Genomic DNA, 22,880 nt, shown 5'->3' with positions numbered 1-22,880 from the left:
TCTGGCTGCTCAGTAGATGCCATAGACACCGTTTTTGTCGGCGCGCTTCAACTCACCATTGCGGGCGTGATCCGAGATTGCGGACAGGTCCGCGAGGAATTCGTTCGCCACTTCCAACGTGTGTTGATAGCCGACCTGCAGCTGCAGGGAGACCGGCTGGGTTTGCAGGTTCATCATCCAGCCACGCTTCATCAACGCATCGCCAACGGCGATCATGTCGAACTCATTCGAGCCGAATGAGAAGTAGACACCTTCCGGCTCGCCATGAACGGCGAAACTTTCCAGCCCGTTGATGCCTTCAATCAGGTGATCGGTAACGGCAAGTATCTTTTCGATCCGGTCGCGATACCCGTTGAAGCCCAGGTAATTGATCGCGGCCCAGGCGGATGCCACAGGACCAGCACTGCGAGATCCGGCAAGAGTGTCACTGCGATAATCGCCCGCCGGCCAGGTCCCGGATGAGAAGGTGTGGTATTTTGCCAGTTCCCTGTCGCGCAGCAGAACCGCCGAGCAGCCGCGAAAGCTGTAACCGTACTTGTGAAAATCGATCGACATGGACTTGAGGCCGGGCAGGCGGAAATCAAATGTCGGCACATGACGACCGAGCGCTTCCACAAATGGAAGAATGAACCCTCCCAGGCAGGCGTCCGAGTGCAACCAGATTTGATTGGCCAATGCGATTTCCGACAATTGCGGCAGCGGGTCCACCAACCCGTACGGAAAGGGCGGTGCGCTGCCGACGATCATGATCGTGTTTTCGTTGACGGCGGCCCTCACGGCCTCAACGTCGGCTCGAAAATCGACACTGTGCGGTATCTGCACGACTTTCAGTCCCATCATGTGGGCGACCTTGTTAAAGACCGGGTAGGTCGAATGCATGATGATGATTTCGGGGGCGGCAGCATCGGGTTTGTGTTCCCTGGCCCACTCACGCGCCGACAGCATGGCCAGGGAAAGGCTTTCCGAACCACCCGTCGTGACAGTGCCGGTGGCATTCTCCGGCGCATTGAGAAGGTCCTGCACAAAATCCAGCACATCTGCGAGATAAAGCTGAATGCTGGGATGAAGTCCGAAACGGTGGGTAACGTTGTCTCCCATATGCCGAATGAAAGCTTCGCGCGCGACAAACGTCACGTCGTCGCCGGCGTAATAGGACGCGGCGAAGTTGCGGTTGCTTGTCCAGTGCATGTCGTTGACGCCGCGTGCGGTCATGTCCGCTTCAATGTCAGCCCATGTCCGTCCATCGCGCAGACGTGACGAGATTGCATTTTGCATCCAGCTACCTCCAGTTTTTTAGCTTGATCTGGACTTTAGAGAGCTGACATGGGAGAAAATCGCGAATTGCGGAGTTTGCTGCAGAAATTACCTGAATTTTCGGAAATGGCGCGGAAATTCTGCAAATTGTCTGTCTCGTACTGAACGCGGCTGCCATGAGAGACTTGCCAGATGCTGGACACATTCGACCTGAAGATCCTGAACCTCGTTCAACATAACAATCGTCTCACTTCGGAAGAAATCGGAGCGCAGGTCGGTCTTTCCGCATCGGCCTGCCAGCGCAGGCTGACCCGCATGCGCGACAACGGCACCATCCGCAGTGACATTGCCGTCATTGACCCGGGAAAAGTCGGCAAGAAACTGACGCTGATCATCGATGTCACGCTGGAGCGGGAAGGGGCGCAGGAGGTTTCCCAATTCAAGGCTGCAATGCGGAAGAACCCGACAGTCATGCAATGCTACTCCGTCACGGGGCAGTCGGACTTCATACTCATAATATCGGTTTGCGACATGCAGGAATTCGAGGAGTTTCAGGAAGAGTTCTGCCGCGACAACCCCATGGTCAAGCGGTTTTCGACGAATGTTGTCGTGGATTCGGTCAAGGTGGGGCTCGCGCTATATCTGGACGAAGACAGCCCATAGGGTCATGAGGCGTTTTCGCCGCTGACACGAACAACCGTTCAGACCGGACTTTGAGGTTCTTTCCACTAGTCTGGCGACTGCATCAAGGTGACGTGTCCCGATGCGCGAACATCCACGCAGCCGGCTGGTTGCAGGGTGCTCTGTCTTCGACAGCAGGCAAATCGATCGAACGATCCGGATGTGGAAGCTCTCAGAATGGAGAGCTCACAAGAGACCGGTCTCGCTCATGGAAAATCCGATACTGTTCCTCCGGCACAAATTTGCCACCTGTGGTCCAGATGACATGGGTTGCTCGTTTCATGCTGTCGGTCAGACCCTGCAGTGCAACGTAGTTTTGTCCCATGGGAGTGTTCACCAGGAAATGCGGTCCGGCGCATGCTGAGGTTCCCGATGGTTCGACACGCATTCCTTCACACTTTTCAAGAAGGTAGAGCCAACGGAAAAGGTCGTCGTCTGCAGCCGTCAGTAAACCGGAAACCATTGGCCAGATGATAGCTGCAAGAAACCTGGAAAGCGGCGAACTCGTACAGGCGCTGGACCGGGAAGTTGCGAGTGCTGCCAGTTACCGGATGATCTCGCTGCATCCCATTGGGGAACATCGTCGCCTGGAACAGTTTGTAGATCGGTTGAATCAGGAAATGGCTGCCTGAAACAGAGCGCACCGGGATTGATGGTCCCTGATGTCTGTTTGCTCACGGCAACTTCGCAAGCAATCAAATTCAGCACGTAAGATAGGCATTTCACAGAGGCGTGCAATCCGACGTCTGACCTTCTGAAATTCCGCAATTTGCGACAAAATAATTGAATCTCTGGCTGAAAACCATCTTGTTGCCGGTTCAGGTTTCCAGCGGCACAGTTCACGCAAGTAACCCGTCTTCGGGTGAGACACGTGTGAATGAGGACCCCCATGACATCCAACGCAGACCGCCTGGCATTCCCGGCATCCGGCAAGCCCGAAAAGCTGGTTTCGGATCAGATGATCCAGGCCCGTGCAAACGACTGGGACTGGTTTTCCCTGAAGAACCTGACGGCTTCCTATTTCGGCGGCGAAGACGTCGCGCGTGTTGCCCGGGAGGCCTTTGTCCGGCATATCGGCGACAATGTGGTTCACCAGACCGGTCTGCATCCGAGCGTGCGCAAATGGGAAACCGAAGTCATCGATATGGCGCTGGATCTGTTTCACGCACCTGTTGGAGCGGCGGGAACCATTACGACCGGTGGGTCGGAAAGCATCACGCTCGCGCTGAAATGCGCGCGCGACAAAGCCCGCGTGGAAAAGGGGATCGACAAGCCCGAGATCGTCATTCCCCAGGCGGCTTATGCGGTCTTCAACAAGCTTTCCCACTTCTTGGGGATCAAGGTGGTTCAGATCGATCATAGCCTCGACTACCGCGCCGATGTCGCGGCCATGGAGGCTGCAATCAATGAAAACACGATCGCTCTCGTCGGGTCGGCACCGCCGTTTCCGCTTGGTGTCGTCGATCCGATCGTGGAGATTGCCGCGCTGGCGCAAAGGCACGATTTGTGGATGCATGTCGATGCCTGCATCGGCGGCTTCATGCTACCCTTCGCAAAGGAGCTTGGAGAAGACGTCCCGGACTTTGATTTTTCCGTGCCTGGGGTCACGTCCATCTCAGCTGATTTTCACAAATATGGCTATTCCTATCGCGGCTGCTCAATCCTGTGCCTGTCCGACGAATCCTTGGTGAAATGGCAGGGTTTCAGCTCTGATGCCTGGCCGGCAGGCGCTTACTATTCCAAGAACCTTGCCGGGTCGCGAAATGCTGGTCCGATTGCATCTGCATGGGCTGTCTTCAATTTTCTCGGGCGTGAGGGGTTTGTGGAAGTCACACGCGGCATCATCAATGGTCGCAAAGCATTCATTGAGGGTGTCGAAGAAATCGACGGTCTTCAGGTGCTGGGAACTCCGCAAGGACCGCACTTTGCGTTCAAGGCGGACGGTCTTGACGTCCACGCCATTGCCGACGCTCTGATGGCACGAGGTTGGGGGATCAATATCGGATCCAAGCCTGACAGCATCCTGCTGATGCTGAGCCATCACCATCATCAAATAGCCGGTGACTTCGTGTCCGATCTGGATGGCATCGTCTCTGCGGCACGCGAGGGAAAGCTTCGGGCCAAGGGAGAAGATGAGGTCTACGGCATTTATTGATTGGACCAGGCAGGCGACTTGAAGGATTCAGCCGTGATTGCCACGCCCGGGGAGGGGTGAATGAAGATCAGAAAAATCTCGCTCTTCAGCGAAACAATTTTTGCCGAAGCCGGTGAAAACAGCGAACAGGTTATTGTCCGGGTTGCTGCTGCCGGCATCATTGCCAATCCATTTTCCGGGCGGTTTGTTCGAGACCTGTCAGAGCTCTTCGAACTGGGTGGAGAGCTTGGGACAGGGTTGATGGAACAGGCATTGCCTCACCTGCCCAATCCGGCGGTTTCCTATGGCAAGGCGGCGCTGGTCGGTGTGAATGGTGACCTGGAACATGGTCATGCATTGCTTCATCCAAAGCTCGGCAAGGCGATGCGGGAGCCGATTGGAGGAGGAGAGGCGCTTATTCCGTCGGCGGCAAAGGTCGGTGCTGCCGGGGCCACGCTCGACGTTCCGCTCGGGCACAAGGACGACGCCTGGTCGTTCGCGCATTTCGATGCCATGCCGGTTTGCGTCCCGGACAGTCCGCGCCCCGATGAGATCATGATGGTTGTGGCGCTGGCTGATGGCGGTCGGCCGAATGCCCGTGTCGGCACTGAACGCATGGTCAAGTGATCCCGCTGAAAATCTGAAGTTGAGAGTATGATGGACATGGCATCAATGGCCACTGCCGACGTTGCGATCCAACCTGTGTCCGCGCGCTTGGTGCGGGATTTGGCGAGCCTGATCGCAATTCCGAGCGTCAATCCGTTTGACCAGGCGCCAACCGATGGTCATTCGGAAGAAGATGTCGCCGATTTTCTGCTGTCGCGCCTGCAGGAGCTTGGTTTTGAAACAGAGCGGCGCGAAGTTGCGCATCGGCGGCCGAACGTTTGGGGAAAGCTGAGGGGCAAAGGCGATGGGCCTAGCGTCATGCTCGTCGCGCACCTCGATACCGTCGGAGTGGATGGCTATCAGGCTCCATTTGAGCCAGTTGTGCGAAACGGGCGGGTTCACGGCCGCGGCGCCTGCGATATGAAGGCCGCAATTGCCTGTTTTCTCGAGGTGGCGGAACTCCTTCGCGCGCATGGAATTGAGTTGGCGGGTGATCTGATCATTGCAGGTCTGTGCGATGAAGAACATGTGCAGATCGGCTCTGCCGACATGGGCCGGAACGGACCGAAAGCTGACTATGGTATTGTTGGTGAACCGACTGAATTGGCCATTTGTCCCTCTCACAAAGGGCAGCTCGGGGTCACGTTCAAGACGTTTGGCAAAGCCGTCCATTCCAGTGGGCCGGAAAACGGGGTGAACGCAGTTGAGCATATGGGGCAGGTGATTGCTGCGTTCTCGACCTATAACGCTGAACTGCAACTTGAAGCTCCCCATCCTTTGTGCGGAAATGGTCGTTTCTCAATGAACGTCGTCAATGGCGGGCAGATCGTTTCGGCAGTTCCCGATATGTGCACCCTTGAAGTCGACCGGCGCTTCCTGCCCGGCGAAAACACTGAAGAAATCATAGCCGGCTACAACGCCCGCCTCGCCGAATTGAGAAAGAGCCACCCCGACCTTGCTTACGAAGTCTCGGAGCCATTCCTGCAAGTAGATCCTCTGGATATTTCCGTCGATTCTCCGCTTGTCGTTGAGATGAAGGTTGCAGTCTCGAATGTTTTGGCATCGGAAGCGCAGATAAGGGCATTCCCCGGTGGAACCGACGGGCCGAATCTCGACTTTCCCTGCGTAATTTGCGGTCCAGGCTCATTGAAGCAGGCACACAGTGTTGATGAATATGTCGAGATCGATCAGATGGAAAAAGCAACCGCCATCTATCTGAATGCCATTCTCGCACTTACCGACACAGCGTGGTGAGCAAAGACCTTGGGGCGCCAGGACCAGCGCTCAAGCCTGCGCAACATTCTCCGACAGCCAGTCCCAGAAAACCCGGACGCCTTGTTTGCGCAGGATCTCTCTGGTTGTTACCGCGTAATACCGGTTCCGGCTGGGGATTTCGAGCTCGAAGGGTTTGATCAGGGCTCCGGACTCGAGCTCTTTCCGGATGAGGCCGGTGTGCCCCATGGCGATCCCGGTTCCTTCCACGGCAGATTCGATAACCATGGAATAAAGGCTGAAACCGAGGCTGTTTTCCAGATCGGGAAGGCCTGCCGCCTGCAGCCAGTCCTGCCAGTCCGCCTGCCAGTAGAGATCATAGAGCGCTGGCATTCCGCTCAGGTCCTTTGCCTGGAGGCCTTCCAGATGGCTGGCCGCAAATGCCGGTGAGCAAACCGGCGTCAGATTTTCTTCCAGAATGAGTTGGGTTTCGTATCCCTCTGGCGGGGCTTCTCCATGTCGGATGATGATGTCGACATTGCCGGACCTGAACTCCGGCAACTTGATGTCGGCGATCAGTTCGGCCCTGATTTCAGGATAGTCGACCAGAAAGGTCTGGATCGCAGGAAGCAGCACGCGGTTGCAGACAATGTGAAGGCCGGCAATTCTGATTGGCTGGCTTCGGTGCTTCGACTTGAAATGCTGCGTCTGCCTGGTGAGGTCGTCGAGCAATTTGTTGACGATGTTGAGATAGTCGGTTCCTGCCTTGTTGAGGGCTACACCGCGATGATGTCGAACGAATAACTCCACTCCCAGTTCAGCTTCCAGCTTCTTGATCTGGTGCGTAATCGCGGCAGGTGTGACGTGCAATTCCTCAGAGGCTTTTGAGAAACCGCCCAATCGGGCGGCAGCCTCAAATGCCCGAAGCGAATAGAGCGGTGGCAGACGTCGTTTCATGCTTGCAGCTCTGCTTTTGGTTCAAATCAATTTAATCACTAGCGAGCTCTGAACGGGCTGTCGCATCGACTTTGAGCCATGTTGTGGTGAGTTTTAGCCATGTTAGGTCACATATTCTCCTTTGTCAGCGAGCGAGATCTCTCGATAGATTCAAAAAAAGTAAATCAATGACTTAAAATGATGAGATTGCGGTTCACTCCAGCCGAGCCAAAAATAGCCTGCAGACGACCGACGGATTTTTCGAAACTGGAACCGGCACGACACCATGTGCAAGACCATACTTGCACTGTTGCTGGCATGTGCGACGGCCACTTTATGACTTGAGCCGATGTCTGGTGTCAGGCCGGAAGGTGATGTTGATCGACAGTCCGGACAGGTCAGGGAGATCATTCATGCAGAGGGCTCGGCGGGACTAACTGATGACTGACAAATGGGACTTTCGGGCATTCACGGCAGAAGAACACGAAGACCGGCTCCTCAAGGCAAGATCGTTGCTGGAGACTGCTGGTATCGGGGCATGCGTCCTGACCTCGCCCGAGCTGCTCTATTACTTCACCGGCTACGAAGCCCATACCCACCACGCCATTGGAGCGCAGGCATTGGTGTTGCCGACTGACAACCAGGACCCGGTTCTCCTTCTACGAGACGGGGATCTGCCGCAGGCAGAAGAAACGCTTGTTGTCGGACGCGTGAAGGCTTTTCGGTTGGGCGCTACGAAGCTTTCGGATCTGATCCATGACACCCTCGCCGAATGCGGAACGAGGAAATCAATTGTTGGGCTGGATCTTTCGGGCCCGACAATGAATGGCACTCTCGCCAAAGCTCTGGAAGAGAGGCTTGGAAACTGTACGCTTGTCGATTGCTGGCATCTGTTGGGCAGACTTCGGACAATCCTGTCTCCCCGTGAGATAGCTTACCTTCACGAGGCGACCGGTTATGCCAACAACGGTATCGACGCATTCTACCGGGCCGCGCGACCCGGGATCTCCGAGATCGAATTGGCGGCTGAAATCGAATACGCGATGCGTTCCGCCGGTAGCGACTATCCGGCCGTTCCGACCTGGATGGCCTCGGGACCGCGCGGATATTGCCAGCACGCCATGGCATCACCGCGCAGGCTTGAAGCGGGGGATCTCGTACATGCCGAGTTCGCCGGTGTGGCCCGTAGGTACCACAGCGTGACCATGGGTTCCCTCACGCTGGGGAGCCCATCCCGAAGAATACGTGACATGGAACACGGAGCGATTACCGCTTTTCAGGCAGGTCTGGAGGCAGCCCGGATTGGTGGGCGGATCGGAGATGTCGAGATCGCCTATCAACGCGCCTTGGACGACCTGGGGTTGGGAGACTGCTACCCCATGCGTTTCGGTGTCGGGCTGTCTGCGGCCTATCCTCCTGTCTGGGAAAACCAGATAACCATACAGGTTGAGTGCGACGACGTTTTTGAGCCTGGCATGGCGTTCTACATTCATTCGTCAATGCAATCGATGGGGGAGCGGACAGGCATGCTGCTGGGCGGCAGCTTTCTCATGACACAAACCGGACCAGAACGGTTGGACAAGGCACCGATTGAGCTTGTCGTTATTGACTGACCCTGGGGTGCTGTCCTTTCTTTCCATCCGATGCGAGACGAAGGAACACCCGGTGTACCCAAGGCTTTCCATTATCGTTTTTGGCACCCTGGGCGTAGCGACCATCATCCTATGCGTGCTTACCCTGGGACGTGTGCCCCTTTGGCAGACACTGGGGGCGTTCGCCGGAGCAAGCTTCTATCTTGGTGTCGGATCGATTGCACTTGGTCAATGCCTGAGGTTGTGGTGCGATCGATGGAGGAGTTGACAGGCGCTTTGCAGCTTCATTGAGTGTGGCGCACATTTGTTTGCTCGCACTGTCTTGCGCATCCGATATGGCATTACCGGCGAACATGGAAGAACAGAGCTTCCACCGACCTGGCATGGCTCTGTACTTTTGCCGGTGCCTCGAAAATCAGTTGACGGGTTGTGCGCGTGCTCACTTTTCTGATCCGGTAATTTCTTCGTAATGGTCGATAACCCACTGATCCAATTGCGCTACGATCTTCACAAGGGAAATTCCGAATTCGGTCAGTCGATAATCGACACGCGGCGGCACTTCGCCATAGTCATGCCGGTGAACGAGCCGAGCCTCCTCAAGCGATTTTAGCGTTTGCGTCAGCATTTTCTGGGAAATGCCTTCGATGTGGCGCATCAGCTCGCTGTTCCGTTTCGGCCCATCGACCAGTGCGGGCAGGATCAGCAAAGACCATTTGTCTCCAATAAGTTCCAGAAGTTTCCTCGAGGGGCAGTCGGCGCCGTACGGATTGGGCGGCAATGAGACGCTCATGAGTTTCGACTTTCACAATTTTATAGTTACCAGAAGGTGCGTACTTACTTTCCAGTTCTCTCATTCATAACTTGCAGACCGACCGGGCAAGTCAATCCCGGTGCTGCAATTATTTCGAGAGGCTGACATGCTTGATGAACGGAAAATTCTTGTAACCGGCGCGACCGGAAATATCGGTGGCGCAGTTTTGAGGAGCCTGCTTGACAAAGGGTTCAGCGTGCGTGCCGGGTCAACCAACCCCGACAACGCTGCTTTTTCGAGCGAGGTTGAAAAGACAAAGCTGGTATATCGTGAAACGGACACCGTAACTGCTGCGCTCGAGGAGGTCGCGGGCGTTTATCTGATCGCCCCGCCGATGGATCCGTTCGCGCATGAAGTGCTGATCCCGTTCATCGATGAGGCAAGGGACGCCGGGGTCGAGCACATCATATTGAACTCCTCATTCGGTGTGGAATTGGAAGATGACGATGCCTTGCGCATCACGGAGAAACACCTGATGAATTCAGGTGTGAACTATACGATCTTCCGGCCGAACTTTGTCATGGAAAACTTCTCGACAGGATTCATTTCTCCGATGCTGGAGACCGGGCGTATCTTGCTTGCAGCCGCGGACGCCAGGACCAGTTTCATCTCCTGCGAGGATATTGGAGCCGCTGCCGCAAGAGCCTTCAGGCACAAGCTGTATGGCCGTGAATTCAACCTGAGTGGACCTGAGGCGATCGATCATGCTGACGTTGCCCGGATGATCTCGGAATACTCCGGAAAAGACATCCAGTATCAGGCGATCAGCGAGGATGACATGCTCGACGGTGCCCGCGCCCAGGGGATGCCGGAAGCATCGGTTCAGATGCTGGGTGGCCTCTACCACCTCACACGACAAGGCGTCATGGCCCGGGTGTTCGATGATGTGGAAACCATAACCGGCGTTGCCCCGCAAACCTTCGCAAGGTTTGCTGCAGGCGTGAACTGGTAACAACGGGCTCTGAACCTCAACGAGGCCTTCCCTGGATCGGGGGAAGACCTCGCGAGGTTTTGCGAACGTCCAGCTACAGATGCCGCTACAGGGCCAACTGCTCAATAATCTTTGTGATTTCCGGGGTGTCAGCGGTGGTCTGAGCTTGAAAGATCGCGATCCTTCTTGGCAGGCGCACTTCGATGTCAAAGGGTTTGACGAGGCTGCCATTTGCCATGGAGTCGCGTACCAGCGCATCGTGCCCCATCAGGACACCCGCTCCGTTTTTCGCTTCTTCCAGTGCAAGGCTGTAAAGAGAAAAGGCGGGTCCATGGTGATCGATTGTGTCGCCTGATTGTGTTGCTTCACACCAGATGGACCAATCGTTGCTCCAGGTCGTATCGTGCAGGCATGGAACTGTCGACAGGTCCTGCGGGTCGGACAGCGTTGCTGCCAGTTCCGGAGCGCAAACGGGATAAATGATATCCCTGCCAAGCTCGACAGCATCGGTGGAACCAGGCAGGTCCTCGAAGAAGATCGCAAGATCAAAAGGTTCCCGATTCAGGTTCGGTTTGGTTTCTAGTGCCGTGATGGATATCGAACTGTCCGGGATCGCCTTACGTATGTTCGGCAGCCTGGACGACAACCAGAGTTGCGACAGACTGGGCAGGGCGGCGATCCGGATCTCGGTCGATGCCGCGTTGCTACGCAGGCTGTGTACCGCCAGACCTAGTGCGTCAAACGCTTGAACAAAAGCAGGCAGGATGCTCGCTCCGAGCCTTGTCAGTTCCACACCCTTGGCGTGCCGCACAAACAGTTTTTCCCCGATTTGAGCTTCCAGGGACTTGATGTGCTGGGCGACGGCACCGGGCGTGACACAAAGCTCGTCGGCAGCAGAGGTGAAACTCTGCAAGCGCGCGGCGGCTTCGAAGGCGCGCAACGAGTTCAAGGGAGGCCATTTCGGACGGGGAGGGGCAACTGCCATTTTAGACCTATTTTTTCTACGCCTAACAAATAGTAAAACTAATTTGCGCGGTAATCGCAAGGTCTGTTTTTCTGAGGTCAGCACAAGATGACAACACCAAGTCCGGCCGCGTTCGTCCATGCGGTGTGGGACATGGGCCAGGGAGTGACACATGACCGGCTTCTTTATCCAACCTGTATCTCAGACGGACCCTTTGGTCGCAGAAGCTCTGACTTCTGAGAAAAATCGGCAACAGACCCAGATCGAACTGATTGCTTCGGAAAACATCGTCAGCCGGGCAGTGCTGGATGCACTTGGGCATGAGATGACCAACAAGACCCTGGAAGGTTACCCGGGAAGCCGTTTTCACGGCGGCGGCCACAATGTCGATATCGTCGAGCAGGCGGCCATTGATCGGGCCAAGGAACTGTTCGGTGCGGATTATGTAAATGTGCAGCCGCACTCGGGCAGTCAGGCCAATCTGGCGGTTTTCTTTACCGTGCTCAAGCCGGGCGACAAGGTTCTCAGTCTCGATCTGGCGGCTGGAGGGCATCTCAGCCACGGTTTGCGGGCAAACCTCTCCGGACGGTGGTTTGAGGCCCACCACTATGGCGTCGACAGGGAAACGGGTGTCATTGACTATGATGAGGTGGAAAAGGTCGCCGAAGAGATCAGGCCGAAACTCCTGATCTGTGGCGGTTCGGCTTATCCGCGCGAGTTCGACTTTGTCCGCATGTGTCAAATTGCACGGAAGGTGGGTGCGTTCTTTCATGTCGACATGGCTCACTTCGCAGGACTGGTGGCCGCGGGAGTTCATCCTTCGCCGTTGCCTCATGCGGACATCGTGACCTGCACGACCACAAAGACCCTGCGAGGACCGCGTGGCGGCCTGATCATGTTCAGGAATAACGAAAACAATCAGGAATGGCCGCGCAAGCTACAGGCAGCGGTGTTCCCAGGCGTTCAGGGCTCTCTCCACACCCAGGTGATAGCGGCAAAAGCGGTGTGCCTTGGCGAGGCGTTGCAACCGAGCTTCAAGGAATATGCTGCCCAGGTGAAGGCCAATGCTCAGACGCTTGCAAAGACCCTGATAGATCGGGGTGTGCAGATTGTCTCCGGTGGAACGGATACGCACATCGTGCTGCTGGATCTCAGCAGTTTCAACCTTACGGGGAAGCAGGTCGAGGTAGCGTTGGAGGCTGCCGGCATTACCTGCAACAAGAACCCCATTCCTTTTGACAGCCCACGCCCGCCGGAATGGGTCGGAGTTCGTCTTGGAACCGCTGCGGCAACGACACGCGGTCTGAAGGAGGCGGAGTTCGTTGAGCTGGGCACGATCATTGCCGACCTGATCGCGGCTACCGCTGCAAACACCCTGGACGAGGTCACGCCCAAGGCACAGAAGCGCGCAAGATCGCTTTGCGACAGGTTCCCCATCTACCAGTGAAGAACATCGCGAACCGGAGAGACTTGCGCATAGAGCCTCCGGTTCGCACGAGAAGGTGTGACCTGCGCGTTGGAGCAGAACCGGATATACGTTTCGAGCCGGTCTGATTTCACGAATTGATCCCTGATCACACCCGGCGGTTTCGAGTGGCATGTCAGGGACACAGGTTCAGAATCATAGGGCGGTTGGCGATGAGCAGTTTCCATAAGTCTGTTCGACACGAAATCGAGCAATCCCGGATCATCGATGGCGTGGCCCTGTCCCACACGATTGATGCAGAAGTGTCCGATGCGATTTTTCGGCTGGAGCAGGAATGCGGTCAGCGCCCACATCTCGCTGTGGTCGTCGTTGGAGAAGATCCGGCCAGCCATATCTATGTCGCCAACAAGGTCAAACGCTGCAGGAAAGTCGGGATTGAAAGCCGGAAGATACAACTGGCAGCGAACGTTTCGCAGGAAACATTGCTGGGTGCAGTCGAGGAGTTGAGTACCGACAAATCGGTACACGGCATCTTGCTGCAACTGCCGCTGCCCCAGGGAATGGACGCTCGTGAAATCATCCACGCCATCGACCCGGCCAAGGATGTGGACGGTTTCCATCCGCTCAACTTCGGGCGGTTCATGGCAGGGTTGGATCACGCCCTTGCACCTTGCACACCCCAAGGATGCCTGCGACTGCTGCAAACCGAAATCTCCGACTTTCAGGGCAAGGATGCTACGGTGATCGGCTGTTCCAATATTGTCGGAAAACCGATGGCAGAGCTGTTGCTGCAGCAAGGCTGTTCCGTCACGTCGGTGCATCATCTGAGCCACGATATTGAAGGAAAATGCCGGGCAGCGGACATCATCGTCGCGGCAGCAGGGGCTCCGCAACTGGTGAAGGCCAGCTGGGTAAAACCCGGGGCAGTGGTCATTGATGTCGGCATCAATCGCCTGCGCGATCTCGGCAAAAAGCCGGGCATTGTCGGCGATGTGGACTTCGAGGAAGTCAGAAAGGTCGCCAGTGCCATCACTCCTGTGCCCGGAGGGGTTGGGCCGCTGACGATATCATACCTTCTCGTCAACACAGTTCGGGCTTTCAACAACCAACTTGGTGTTTTTTCCGACGAGCAGCTGAAACTGTAAACCCGGCCGCAAATCTTCCTCCGATCACGGATCCCTCTCGAACATGACGTTTGAAGAGGGATTTTTTGTGCGCGCTGCAATCTCTGCAGTCGGATAGCACCGAGAGCTCTCGCGACGCTCTTTGGAGTGTTGCGCATACAAAAACACGCTGTGGTCTGAGGAAAGCCTCGTCGAAAATTGAAGACCTAGAAATTCTAGGCCTTGTAAACAAGAAAACTGATTTGCGCGCAGGGACCCTGAAGACGGAAAATCGGGTCATCAATCTGGCGAGCCCAGCAAAGGTGTACCATGTTGCTTCAAGCCCACGACCTGACCCCATGCCAATGCACTGCTTTGCAGCCGCTCAAAGCTGAAATGCAGGTGACCTTTGCGCTCGGCTCCGATCAGTCGATGTATGCTGTGGAGGCCTGCCTGCAGCTACTCGAGCTGGCCAACAGGTTTTCCGGCCGCAGCTTTTACCGGACCAGCATTGTGCGGAATATTTCGAGCGCATTTTCTGGCAAGGCTGAAGCACCGCGAAGAATGGTCGTGCTTTTCGGGAATATCGACGAAATGTGGTTCGTTGAACGTTCCGAGCTGAATATCTTAACCGTCCGCCTGCCGCGCATGCATCGCGTCGCCCTTGTTGGCGGTGGAGCCTTGATCGCTTCCCGGCTTTCCTATTTGAAGTCCCGTAGACTGAGCGTTCATCCAAGCATGCGAGATGCTGCGCTTGAAACGGGTCTTCGCGTCGACGAGAGCGACAGCCCTGTGTGCCGGGACGGGCCAATTCATTCGGCAATCGGTGGATTGGCTGCTCTTCAGATGTTTGCCGCGATCATAGCAGAAGATCTGGGTGAGCTCCTGTCGGCGCGCGTGCTGGATTACCTGGGCTTGAAGAGTGCGGACACAGGTCAAAGATCGGAACAGGTGAACCGGTATCTTCAACTTGCGGGAGGTCAGGCTGTTCTGCAGAATTCGCTGTCCCTGATGACCGAGAACATAGAGACGCCGCTTTCCTCTCTGGAGATCGCCAACGCTCTGAATATCTCTTCGCGGCAGCTTGCACGGAAATTCAAACGGGCCTTCGGCGAAAGCCCGATGGAAGTCTATCGTAATCTCAAGCTGGAGCGCGCGCATCAACTCTTGCGGCACAGCGACATGACCATTCTAGAGATCAGCATAGCGTCGGGTTTCGGTTCGATGTCATCACTCAGACAGCGTTATCGAGATCGCTATCAGCGAACGCCGGCAGCGTCCCGGGCGCTTCGCTATCAACGCTAACCACCCAAACAAGCAGCAAGTGGAGAACCTGTGTTGCGACAAGCATCGCGGGTCACTGCAACTGGCCCTGATGAATTTTCCCGCTGGGGCAGTATTTGCAAAGAAGGAGAACAGGAATGATTGAGCGGATTGAAACCGGTCAGCGTATGAGCAAAGTCGTCAAACACAACGGTGTACTTTACCTGTGCGGACAGGTTGGCGGCACCGGAAGCGTTACCGAACAGACGCAGGAATGTCTGGCGCGCGTAGACGCGCTTCTGACTGCAAACGGCTCCTCCCGCGAACACATTCTGCAAGCGATTATCTGGCTGGCGGACATGTCGGACTTCGCGGAAATGAATGGTGTCTGGGACAGCTGGGTTCCGGCCGGTCATGCGCCTGCCAGGGCTTGCGGAGAAGCAAAGCTCGCAAGGCCTGAGCTCAAGGTCGAAATCATCATCACCGCTGCAGAAAAAGAATAAGCCGAGCAACCAGGTTCGGTGCGCTGAAAAGGTCATCCCAATGAAAGTTGTTGTCCTGGGTGCCGGGGTTATCGGTGTAACCACGGCATATTATCTGGCAAGGCTCGGGGCTGAAGTAGTCGTGGTCGACCGCCAGTCCGAGGCGGGGTTGGAGACGAGTTACGCCAATGCCGGAGAACTCTCCTACGGCATGACGTCGCCATGGGCAGCACCCGGTGTGCCGAAGAAAGCCCTCAAATGGCTCTTCATGCGGCACCGGCCATTGACCATCTGGCCGCTCGTCAGCCCCACCATGTGGGCATGGGGACTGGCGATGCTGCAGAACTGTTCTGAAACCGCCTACCGTGTGAACAAGAGCCGTATGGTCCGCGTTTCCGATTATAGCCGGGAAGCACTGACCGAGTTGATGGCGGATGTGGATCTGGATTTCGACCAGCGCGATCGCGGCACCCTTCAGCTGTTTCGATCAGACAAGCAATTCCAGGCGTCGCAACTCGATCAGGATGTCCTGCAGGAATTCGGATCACCGTTCGAGGTGCTGGATAAGGATGCATGTATGGCCGTGGAACCCGGCCTTCGCCAGGTCGCCGGAAAATTTGTCGGCGGCTTGAGGCTGACGGCGGACCGAACGGGCGATTGTTTCAAGTTCACCAGACAGCTTGCGGAGAAAGCTGCGAAACTGGGTGTCGTCTTCCGCTATGACGAAACAATTAGCGAGATGGTTGTTGCCAACGGCAGGATTGAAAGTGTCCGAACAGAACGGGGGACCGAGACCGGTGATCGTTTCGTCTGCTGTCTTGGACCCTATTCGGCGCAGCTTTTGAAGACGGTCGGTATCCGGCTCCCGATCTACCCCGTCAAAGGATATTCAATCACGCTGCCCGTAACCGATCCGGATATGGCTCCGCAATCAACCTTGATGGACGAGACCTTCAAAGTCGCGATCACCCGTCTGGGGGATCGCGTTCGGGTGGCGGGGCAAGCCGAAATCGTTGGGTACAGCGACCGGCTCGGAGCCCGTGCCACAAACACGGTGCGTCATGTCTTTAGCGATCTGTTTCCAAGTGGAGGCGATGTTTCCAGGGCGGAAGGCTGGACCGGGCTACGGCCGATGACCCCTGACGGAACTCCCATCATGGGCAGAACACAATATGGCAACTTGTTCCTGAATACGGGACACGGAACGCTCGGTTGGACAATGGCGTGCGGTTCCGGACGTGCCGTGGCGGATCTGGTCACCGGCAAGACGCCTGAAATCTCGTTTGAGGGACTTGAAGCCACTCGATATCAATAAGCGGGAAGTGAACCGCAACTTTTCAATTTCTCCGCCTCACAAGATAAAAGCGTGTTCAGTTGGTACTCAAGGCCGGTGTGTGTCGCTTGCGGATTGCGATACGCACCGGCTTCTATTTTCCGGCAGGACGTAAAGATACCGGTCACTTGGCCGGCGGTGAAAACCTAAGCGACAGACAGGACATTCCGCCGTCAAGCTTTGCAGATTCCGAATTGCCTATTTTGCGGAGATTGTAGCCAGCCTTCAGCAGGGTTTCCTCGGTTTTAGGGAAGCCGTCCGGCATGAGCACCAGCTCGTTGAAGCGGATAGCGTTCGCGCATGCTTCTTCGCCATCAGCGACATGAATAACGCGGTAACCGTCGAAGCATCCCGTATTAGCCAGACGCCTGGTGGATAAAATGGTCTCCTCGTCCAGAAGCGAGCAGTCGGTTTTGAAATGCAGCACACCTTCAGGCGTCTTCAGTTCGCGCACGGAATAATTCCAGCGTCCGACAAGTGACCGCAATTCTTCGATGCCTGCACTGTTCGTGCGTGCAGAAGTGCCTACGAGAATCTCCCGCTCGGTTGTCAGAATGTCGCCACCGTCGATAAAGCCGGAGCCGTCGATGATGAATACCTCTTCATAAAACTCCTGAAGCGAGGGCACCATCGCACTGGCTTCCGCCAGACGGCTCGGTGCACCGGGGCGCATGGCGATGGCACCCTCCGGCAGGCATAGCGCAGCGTCTTCAACAAAGACGGAATCCGGGAACTCCTCAAGTGCATCGAGTACCGTGACATGTGCTCCCGTGGCCTCAAGCGCGGCTACATAGTCGGCATGATGCGACAGAAAGATCTCGAGATCCGGCGCGCCGGTGTCGATCTCGCGGAGACCTTCGACAATGGAGTTGCCGGGCCTGCGGGTAATCGCATGTGTAAAGCTGTAAGAGCGTTTGGTCATGAACCTCTCCCTTTCCTCTTTTGGTAACAGGCTGTGACATATTGTTTGATCGACAATTTATACAAATGTATAAATTTATACAACTGTATTATTTTGGGTGAGGCATATCGTGTTCAGGCAGCTTCATTTTCCTGTTCAAGTGTTCGTTGGTTCGCTTTCAGCAAATCTCGTTGAAAAAGGCGCATCCGGTCTGAGTTGCCGGGTATGGTCGTCAACCCGATCTGTTTCTGAACACTCTTGGCAGGGGCGGAGCGACTGTTAGCTGACGATTGCAGATTGAGTGGCGTGACTTCCCGCTCGGATTCAATTTGGTGATACAGATTTTGCCTGGCTCTGATTCTTCGGCAAGATACCGCGATGCAGGACAAAAACGGTAAGATTCGCAAGGACAACACGGATACGAGGCGTGCCGAGCTCATCGCGGCAACACTGCGCATTATTGCGCGCGACGGGGTCAAGGCAGCTACCGTGCGACAGATCACGCAGGAAGCAAATGTTACCCAGGGTCTGGTCCGGTACTATTTTCAGTCAAAGGACGAGCTGATCGCGGCTGCCTATGAAAGCTATATGAGCGGGCTGGTCCGTGCCGCGGATGATGCATCAAAGGGGGAGGGCGGAGCCAGCGAACGGCTTGCAAAGTTCATAGAAGCTTCTCTGCAAGCCCCAGTGACCGGACGTGACACGGTCGCAATCTGGGCAGGGTTCTTTGAACTCCTGTTGCATGACGAGGCGATGATCGCGAGCCACAAACGGGGCTACGATTCTCTCCGCCTGCACCTGAAATCGCTGATTGCCGATGTGCTTGCCGAGCAGGGACGCTCGGCTACGGAGGCAGAACTGCGCCGGTTGAGCATCGCCGGCAACGCCATTCTCGATGGTTTGTGGATGGAAGGCGGGGCTTTGCCGGAGGCCTTCCACGACGGTGAACTGGTTTTGGTCGGTCTTGAAAGCTTCGGTGCGTTGCTGAAAACCGATTTGTGCAGCTTTCAGAAATCCTTGCCGCGATCATAATTTTCAAGAAGCAAAAGAGGCGCCGGGACACGCTGGCGCAGGTGCTTGCAGCTGCGTTGTGTTGCTCGTTGAGGCAAGGCAAAGGTGAACTCTGCGAGGCGTGAAAATTGCGGCAGTATTCCGCTAAAAACGGATCAACTCGTTTCATCCTTCACTGCCTGCATCGACACATGCGTCGACGTGCTGCCTACATGTGGCAATGAGGAGATAGTTTCACCCAGAATGGTTCGGTAGCTGGTGATGTCCCTTGTTCGAACCTTCAACAGGTAGTCAAAAGCGCCGGCGATCATGTGGCATTGTTCGATTTCAGGAACCGCTCTGACGGCATCGTTGAAGGCTCTCAAGGCCTGTTCGGTCGTGTCCTTGAGTTTGACCTCGACAAACGCAATGTGTTCCAGGCCAAGTTTCTTCTGATCGATGATCGCCTTGAAGCCTCGAATGTAGCCTTCGCTCTGCAATCGCTTAAGCCTGACCTGACATGGGCTCTTGGACAGTCCCACTCTTTTGGCGAGGTCCGTCACCGGAAGTCGGCCATCTTTGCTGAGTTCGCGCAAGATCTTTTGATCGAAGCGGTCAAGGTTCCCGATGATTGGTGATTTTTCCGTCATTTTTCCCGCAAATCTCAAAAATTAGAAGTAACAATGAGATTTTGTAGCACAATGCGGGAAAAGTGACTTTCGGAAATTCAGTATAATGGAGAGAAAATTCACGCGAGGAACCTTCCAGTGTCAAACCTAGCCGATATCCGCGCATCTATTCGCGCGAACCATCTGCGCGATGAAGCCGCCGTCCTTGAGGACCTGAAGACAACCACGAGCCTGCCGCTCGACGTGCGGGAAAGGGCAAGGCAGCGGGCTGTCACCCTGGTTGAAGCGATCAGATCCGATTCCCATCCTGGCATGATGGAGGTTTTCCTCGCCGAATACGGCCTTTCGAGCGAAGAGGGCATTGCGCTGATGTGTCTTGCCGAGGCGTTGCTCCGGGTGCCGGATGCGGAAACGATCGACGCGCTGATTGAAGACAAGATCGCGCCATCGGCATGGGGTGAACATCTGGGCAAGTCGAGTTCCTCGCTCGTCAATGCATCTACCTGGGCCCTGATGCTGACCGGCAAGGTTCTTCAGGAAGGGCAGGGCATGGCAGCTGTGCTCAAGAACGCGATCAAGCGAGTTGGTGAGCCTGTCATCCGCGCTGCAGTCGGTCGGGCCATGAAGGAAATGGGACGCCAATTCGTTCTTGGCGAAACGATTGCCGAGGCGGTCAAACGCGGCGCGAAGAAGGAAGCAGAAGGCTATACCTATTCCTATGACATGCTGGGTGAAGCGGCCCTGACCGCCAGGGACGCGGATGCGTTCAACAAAGCCTACGGCGATGCGATCGATAATCTCGCGCCTCTTTGCCGTTCCGAAGACATCCGCAACAACCCGGGCATCTCGATCAAGCTCTCCGCATTGCATCCACGCTATGAAGTCGGTCAGCGCGAGCGGGTGATGACGGAACTGGTGGATCGCACGCTGTCCCTGGCTCAAAAGGCCCGTGACGCGGACATGGGGTTGAACATCGATGCTGAAGAGGCTGACCGGCTCGATCTGTCTCTCGATGTGATTGAAGCCGTCCTTCGTGATCCGTCGCTGGCCGGATGGGATGGCTTTGGAGTGGTCGTGCAGGCTTACGGCAAGCGCGCCGCGCCGGTAATCGATTGGTTGCATGATCTTGCCGCCGAACTCGATCGCAAGATCATGGTCCGCCTTGTCAAAGGCGCCTACTGGGACACCGAAATAAAACGGTCGCAAGTTGAAGGGCTGTCCGGTTTCCCGGTGTTCTCGCGCAAGGCCGCGACGGACGTCTCCTACATCTGCTGTGCGCAAAAACTGCTTGGAATGACGGATCGGATCTATCCGCAATTTGCGACCCACAACGCCCATACGGTCGCCGCGATCATCGAAATGGCAACGGATCTTTCCGCATTCGAGTTCCAGCGCCTGCATGGAATGGGAGAAGCGCTGCACGATCACGTCATGGCAGGGGGCAACAGCCGGTGCCGTATCTACGCACCGGTCGGTGCGCACCGGGATCTCCTTGCCTATCTGGTGCGCAGGCTTCTGGAAAATGGTGCCAACAGCTCCTTCGTCAACCAGATTGTTGACACCAACGTGCCGCCGGCAACAGTGGCCGCCGACCCGTTTGAGACGCTCGAGCAAATATCCGACAGCAGCCTGATCTCCGAACCAGCCGACCTTTACGGAGCAGAACGCCGAAACTCGAAAGGGTGGGATCTACACGATACCGATGATCTCGATGATATCGAAGCGGCACGTTCTCCCTTCCAGACGCACAAGTGGCATGCACAGCCAATGATCGCCGGGCCGGTCGGCAGCACTGAAGTTCGTCCGGTGACGAACCCGGCGAACCCGGCCGATGAAGTCGGAAATGTTGTCCTCGCTTCGCCGGAGGATGTCGATACCGCGCTTGCCGGAGCAAAAGCGTGGACAGCATCTGCAGGTATGCGTGCGGAAGTGCTGAGAAGGGCATCCTGTCTCTATGAGGCCAATTTCGGCGAACTTTTTGCCGTTTTGACCCGGGAAGCAGGGAAAACGCCTCTGGATGCCATTGCCGAATTGCGCGAGGCGGTGGATTTCCTGCGTTATTATTCTGCGCGGGTCGGCGAACTCAAGATGCCGGCGCGAGGTCTTGTCTCCTGTATTTCTCCGTGGAACTTCCCGCTGGCGATCTTCACCGGGCAGATTGCCGCTGCCCTTGCTGCCGGCAATGGTGTTCTGGCAAAGCCTGCTGATCCGACATCCCTGACAGCAAGCGTTGCTGTCCGCCTGTTGCACAAGGCCGGGGTGCCGGAAGCCTGTCTTCAGTTGATACCTGGACGGGGTTCCGTCGTGGGCGCGAAACTCAGCGCGGATCCGCGCATCAAGGGCGTCTGCTTTACCGGTTCCACCACAACCGCACAGACGATCAATCGGGCCATGGCCTCGGGTCTGGATCCCGCAGCTCCTCTGATCGCCGAAACGGGCGGTTTGAACGCAATGATCGTCGACAGTACTGCGCTGCCGGAACAGGCGATCAAGGATATCATTGCGTCAGCTTTCCAATCGGCTGGGCAGCGCTGTTCGGCATTGCGCATCCTTTACCTGCAGGAAGATATTGCGGAGCCCTTTCTCGAGATGCTTTACGGCGCGCTCGATGAACTGGTCGTAGGTGATCCCTGGTCCTATCGCACCGACGTCGGTCCCGTCATCAACGAGGGTGCGCGTTCGGAAATCGACGAGCATATCGAGACTGCACGTCGGGAAGGACGGCTTCTCAAGCAGCTTGACGCGCCAGAGCGCGGAACCTTCGTGGGGCCGGCCGTTGTCAAGGTGTCCGGTATCGCCGACCTGACCAAGGAGATTTTCGGGCCGGTGATGCACGTTGCAACATTCAAGGCGGACGAGCTGGATGCCGTCGTGGATGCGATCAACGCAACGCAGTACGGCCTGACCTTTGGCATGCATTCGCGCATCGATGATCGGATTGAACAGGTCACGTCGCGTTTGAATGTCGGCAACATGTACATCAACCGCAACCAGATCGGTGCAATTGTCGGTTCGCAGCCATTTGGCGGTGAAGGACTGTCCGGCACGGGCCCGAAAGCAGGTGGACCCAACTATGTTCCCCGTTTTGCAAAGCCGAACATGGAAACATGTCAGCCGATCCCAGGAGAAAAAGCAGACCTTGTAAAGGTTGCAGCGCAGCTCAAGGAAGTGCGTCAGGCGAGGTATCCGCGTCTGGATTCGATCTCTTTGCCTGGGCCGACAGGCGAATCCAACCGGTTGTCCACCTATGGCCGTGGTGTCATTTTATGTCTCGGACCAACGCTTGCCGCCGCGGAGCGTCAGGCGCAGACAGCAAGGGATAACGGTTGCTCAGCGGTTGTTGTCGTTCCGGGCGCCGTGGGCAAACACAGTGTGGACGGATTTCTTGCCCGGCAGGTACTTGAAGAGCTCGACGGCTTCGATGCCGTGGTGCTCTGGAGCGATGAGGCGGACCTGTCAGCTACGCGGAAACATCTTGCAAATCGGCCCGGCCGGCTGTTGCCGTTGTTCGCGGAAGAGGACCTGGCCGTGCGTTGCCGGATGGAACGCCATATCTGCATCGACACGACGGCAGCAGGTGGCAATGCCAGCCTTTTGGCGGAAGTCAGCTAAATGCGGGCAGCCGTCAGTCA

Annotated in this window: 20 protein-coding genes and 1 pseudogene; 14 read left to right on the top strand and 7 right to left on the bottom strand. The window is 56.2% G+C overall.

From position 1 onward, the window contains the following. Nucleotides 1-9 precede the first annotated feature (9 nt). On the bottom strand, nucleotides 10-1,275 hold the full coding sequence (locus ABLQ08_RS25355; RefSeq protein ID WP_352948133.1) for a pyridoxal phosphate-dependent decarboxylase family protein: 1,266 nt from the start codon (nucleotides 1,273-1,275) through the stop codon (nucleotides 10-12). Between the two features lie 171 nt (nucleotides 1,276-1,446). Here ABLQ08_RS25355 and ABLQ08_RS25350 point away from each other — a divergent pair, with 171 nt between their 5' ends. Continuing rightward, nucleotides 1,447-1,917, top strand: coding sequence for an Lrp/AsnC family transcriptional regulator (locus ABLQ08_RS25350; RefSeq protein WP_352948131.1), 471 nt, complete (start codon nucleotides 1,447-1,449; stop codon nucleotides 1,915-1,917). A gap of 190 nt (nucleotides 1,918-2,107) precedes the next feature. On the opposite strand, the gene ABLQ08_RS25345 is transcribed toward ABLQ08_RS25350, so the two are convergent. Continuing rightward, the gene (locus tag ABLQ08_RS25345; protein ID WP_352948129.1) at nucleotides 2,108-2,323 is read right to left on the bottom strand and encodes a hypothetical protein; all 216 of its coding nucleotides are present in this window, start codon (nucleotides 2,321-2,323) and stop codon (nucleotides 2,108-2,110) included. A gap of 82 nt (nucleotides 2,324-2,405) precedes the next feature. Between ABLQ08_RS25345 and ABLQ08_RS25340 the strand changes: the two genes are divergently transcribed. The 4 genes from ABLQ08_RS25340 (at nucleotide 2,406) to ABLQ08_RS25325 (ending at nucleotide 5,929) form a co-directional block, all read left to right on the top strand. Continuing rightward, the gene (locus ABLQ08_RS25340) at nucleotides 2,406-2,567 is read left to right on the top strand and encodes a hypothetical protein (protein ID WP_352948126.1); all 162 of its coding nucleotides are present in this window, start codon (nucleotides 2,406-2,408) and stop codon (nucleotides 2,565-2,567) included. A gap of 257 nt (nucleotides 2,568-2,824) precedes the next feature. Further along, a complete protein-coding gene (locus ABLQ08_RS25335) occupies nucleotides 2,825-4,090 on the top strand; it encodes an aminotransferase class V-fold PLP-dependent enzyme (protein WP_352948124.1) in 1,266 nt (421 codons plus the stop codon). Nucleotides 4,091-4,150: 60 nt separating this feature from the next. Continuing rightward, the gene (locus ABLQ08_RS25330) at nucleotides 4,151-4,696 is read left to right on the top strand and encodes an amino acid synthesis family protein (protein WP_352948121.1); all 546 of its coding nucleotides are present in this window, start codon (nucleotides 4,151-4,153) and stop codon (nucleotides 4,694-4,696) included. A gap of 45 nt (nucleotides 4,697-4,741) precedes the next feature. Continuing rightward, nucleotides 4,742-5,929: a M20 family metallopeptidase gene (locus tag ABLQ08_RS25325; protein WP_352948119.1), complete on the top strand. Its 1,188-nt coding sequence runs from the start codon at nucleotides 4,742-4,744 to the stop codon at nucleotides 5,927-5,929. 30 nt (nucleotides 5,930-5,959) lie between these two features. Here the strand turns inward: ABLQ08_RS25325 and ABLQ08_RS25320 are convergent, their stop codons facing one another. Further along, nucleotides 5,960-6,844: a LysR substrate-binding domain-containing protein gene (locus tag ABLQ08_RS25320; protein ID WP_352948117.1), complete on the bottom strand. Its 885-nt coding sequence runs from the start codon at nucleotides 6,842-6,844 to the stop codon at nucleotides 5,960-5,962. A gap of 419 nt (nucleotides 6,845-7,263) precedes the next feature. Here ABLQ08_RS25320 and ABLQ08_RS25315 point away from each other — a divergent pair, with 419 nt between their 5' ends. Further along, on the top strand, nucleotides 7,264-8,436 hold the full coding sequence (locus ABLQ08_RS25315; protein WP_352948114.1) for a M24 family metallopeptidase: 1,173 nt from the start codon (nucleotides 7,264-7,266) through the stop codon (nucleotides 8,434-8,436). A 418-nt stretch (nucleotides 8,437-8,854) separates the two neighbouring features. Here ABLQ08_RS25315 and ABLQ08_RS25310 read toward each other — a convergent pair whose 3' ends face one another. After that, complete coding sequence (locus tag ABLQ08_RS25310; RefSeq protein ID WP_352948112.1) at nucleotides 8,855-9,205, bottom strand: winged helix-turn-helix transcriptional regulator; 351 nt, start codon at nucleotides 9,203-9,205, stop codon at nucleotides 8,855-8,857. 127 nt (nucleotides 9,206-9,332) lie between these two features. On the opposite strand from ABLQ08_RS25310, the gene ABLQ08_RS25305 reads away from it, so the two are divergent. Further along, nucleotides 9,333-10,178: an NAD(P)H-binding protein gene (locus tag ABLQ08_RS25305; protein WP_352948109.1), complete on the top strand. Its 846-nt coding sequence runs from the start codon at nucleotides 9,333-9,335 to the stop codon at nucleotides 10,176-10,178. 85 nt (nucleotides 10,179-10,263) lie between these two features. Here ABLQ08_RS25305 and ABLQ08_RS25300 read toward each other — a convergent pair whose 3' ends face one another. Next, a complete protein-coding gene (locus ABLQ08_RS25300) occupies nucleotides 10,264-11,142 on the bottom strand; it encodes a LysR family transcriptional regulator (RefSeq protein ID WP_352948106.1) in 879 nt (292 codons plus the stop codon). A gap of 151 nt (nucleotides 11,143-11,293) precedes the next feature. On the opposite strand from ABLQ08_RS25300, the gene glyA reads away from it, so the two are divergent. The 5 genes and pseudogenes from glyA to ABLQ08_RS25275 form a co-directional block, all read left to right on the top strand. Continuing rightward, on the top strand, nucleotides 11,294-12,568 hold the full coding sequence (gene glyA, locus ABLQ08_RS25295; protein WP_352948103.1) for a serine hydroxymethyltransferase: 1,275 nt from the start codon (nucleotides 11,294-11,296) through the stop codon (nucleotides 12,566-12,568). A gap of 191 nt (nucleotides 12,569-12,759) precedes the next feature. After that, the gene (locus tag ABLQ08_RS25290) at nucleotides 12,760-13,692 is read left to right on the top strand and encodes a bifunctional 5,10-methylenetetrahydrofolate dehydrogenase/5,10-methenyltetrahydrofolate cyclohydrolase (RefSeq protein WP_352948100.1); all 933 of its coding nucleotides are present in this window, start codon (nucleotides 12,760-12,762) and stop codon (nucleotides 13,690-13,692) included. A 288-nt stretch (nucleotides 13,693-13,980) separates the two neighbouring features. After that, entirely contained in the window at nucleotides 13,981-14,955 is a 975-nt protein-coding gene (locus ABLQ08_RS25285) for a helix-turn-helix domain-containing protein (RefSeq protein WP_352948098.1), read from the top strand. A 116-nt stretch (nucleotides 14,956-15,071) separates the two neighbouring features. Next, nucleotides 15,072-15,416, top strand: a complete 345-nt coding sequence (locus ABLQ08_RS25280) for a RidA family protein (protein WP_352948097.1) — start codon at nucleotides 15,072-15,074, stop codon at nucleotides 15,414-15,416. Then, nucleotides 15,388-16,710: pseudogene (locus ABLQ08_RS25275) on the top strand (D-amino acid dehydrogenase); the annotation flags it as partial. The gene ABLQ08_RS25280 and the pseudogene ABLQ08_RS25275, both read left to right, overlap by 29 nt. A gap of 142 nt (nucleotides 16,711-16,852) precedes the next feature. Here ABLQ08_RS25275 and ABLQ08_RS25270 read toward each other — a convergent pair. Further along, a complete protein-coding gene (locus tag ABLQ08_RS25270) occupies nucleotides 16,853-17,650 on the bottom strand; it encodes a dimethylarginine dimethylaminohydrolase family protein (RefSeq protein WP_352948094.1) in 798 nt (265 codons plus the stop codon). Nucleotides 17,651-18,007: 357 nt separating this feature from the next. Between ABLQ08_RS25270 and ABLQ08_RS25265 the strand changes: the two genes are divergently transcribed. Beyond that, on the top strand, nucleotides 18,008-18,661 hold the full coding sequence (locus ABLQ08_RS25265) for a TetR/AcrR family transcriptional regulator (RefSeq protein WP_352948093.1): 654 nt from the start codon (nucleotides 18,008-18,010) through the stop codon (nucleotides 18,659-18,661). Between the two features lie 134 nt (nucleotides 18,662-18,795). On the opposite strand, the gene ABLQ08_RS25260 is transcribed toward ABLQ08_RS25265, so the two are convergent. Beyond that, nucleotides 18,796-19,269, bottom strand: a complete 474-nt coding sequence (locus ABLQ08_RS25260; protein ID WP_352948090.1) for an Lrp/AsnC family transcriptional regulator — start codon at nucleotides 19,267-19,269, stop codon at nucleotides 18,796-18,798. A gap of 117 nt (nucleotides 19,270-19,386) precedes the next feature. Here ABLQ08_RS25260 and putA point away from each other — a divergent pair, with 117 nt between their 5' ends. Beyond that, nucleotides 19,387-22,860, top strand: coding sequence for a bifunctional proline dehydrogenase/L-glutamate gamma-semialdehyde dehydrogenase PutA (putA, locus tag ABLQ08_RS25255; RefSeq protein WP_352948088.1), 3,474 nt, complete (start codon nucleotides 19,387-19,389; stop codon nucleotides 22,858-22,860). Nucleotides 22,861-22,880: the final 20 nt, after the last annotated feature.

Source organism: Roseibium sp. SCP14, assembly GCF_040329475.1.
Taxonomy (GTDB): domain Bacteria; phylum Pseudomonadota; class Alphaproteobacteria; order Rhizobiales; family Stappiaceae; genus Roseibium.
Note: the sequence above shows the minus strand (reverse complement) of the source record. Positions and strands in the feature narration are given on the sequence as shown.

Bases quoted from the DNA above. Each gene is read 5' to 3' on its own strand.
- ABLQ08_RS25355 (WP_352948133.1), bottom strand. From the start codon at position 1,275: ATGCAAAATGCAATCTCGTCACGTCTGCGCGATGGACGGACATGGGCT.
- ABLQ08_RS25350 (WP_352948131.1), top strand. From the start codon at position 1,447: ATGCTGGACACATTCGACCTGAAGATCCTGAACCTCGTTCAACATAAC.
- ABLQ08_RS25345 (WP_352948129.1), bottom strand. From the start codon at position 2,323: ATGCGTGTCGAACCATCGGGAACCTCAGCATGCGCCGGACCGCATTTC.
- ABLQ08_RS25340 (WP_352948126.1), top strand. From the start codon at position 2,406: ATGATAGCTGCAAGAAACCTGGAAAGCGGCGAACTCGTACAGGCGCTG.
- ABLQ08_RS25335 (WP_352948124.1), top strand. From the start codon at position 2,825: ATGACATCCAACGCAGACCGCCTGGCATTCCCGGCATCCGGCAAGCCC.
- ABLQ08_RS25330 (WP_352948121.1), top strand. From the start codon at position 4,151: ATGAAGATCAGAAAAATCTCGCTCTTCAGCGAAACAATTTTTGCCGAA.
- ABLQ08_RS25325 (WP_352948119.1), top strand. From the start codon at position 4,742: ATGGCCACTGCCGACGTTGCGATCCAACCTGTGTCCGCGCGCTTGGTG.
- ABLQ08_RS25320 (WP_352948117.1), bottom strand. From the start codon at position 6,844: ATGAAACGACGTCTGCCACCGCTCTATTCGCTTCGGGCATTTGAGGCT.
- ABLQ08_RS25315 (WP_352948114.1), top strand. From the start codon at position 7,264: ATGACTGACAAATGGGACTTTCGGGCATTCACGGCAGAAGAACACGAA.
- ABLQ08_RS25310 (WP_352948112.1), bottom strand. From the start codon at position 9,205: ATGAGCGTCTCATTGCCGCCCAATCCGTACGGCGCCGACTGCCCCTCG.
- ABLQ08_RS25305 (WP_352948109.1), top strand. From the start codon at position 9,333: ATGCTTGATGAACGGAAAATTCTTGTAACCGGCGCGACCGGAAATATC.
- ABLQ08_RS25300 (WP_352948106.1), bottom strand. From the start codon at position 11,142: ATGGCAGTTGCCCCTCCCCGTCCGAAATGGCCTCCCTTGAACTCGTTG.
- glyA (WP_352948103.1), top strand. From the start codon at position 11,294: ATGACCGGCTTCTTTATCCAACCTGTATCTCAGACGGACCCTTTGGTC.
- ABLQ08_RS25290 (WP_352948100.1), top strand. From the start codon at position 12,760: ATGAGCAGTTTCCATAAGTCTGTTCGACACGAAATCGAGCAATCCCGG.
- ABLQ08_RS25285 (WP_352948098.1), top strand. From the start codon at position 13,981: ATGTTGCTTCAAGCCCACGACCTGACCCCATGCCAATGCACTGCTTTG.
- ABLQ08_RS25280 (WP_352948097.1), top strand. From the start codon at position 15,072: ATGATTGAGCGGATTGAAACCGGTCAGCGTATGAGCAAAGTCGTCAAA.
- ABLQ08_RS25270 (WP_352948094.1), bottom strand. From the start codon at position 17,650: ATGACCAAACGCTCTTACAGCTTTACACATGCGATTACCCGCAGGCCC.
- ABLQ08_RS25265 (WP_352948093.1), top strand. From the start codon at position 18,008: ATGCAGGACAAAAACGGTAAGATTCGCAAGGACAACACGGATACGAGG.
- ABLQ08_RS25260 (WP_352948090.1), bottom strand. From the start codon at position 19,269: ATGACGGAAAAATCACCAATCATCGGGAACCTTGACCGCTTCGATCAA.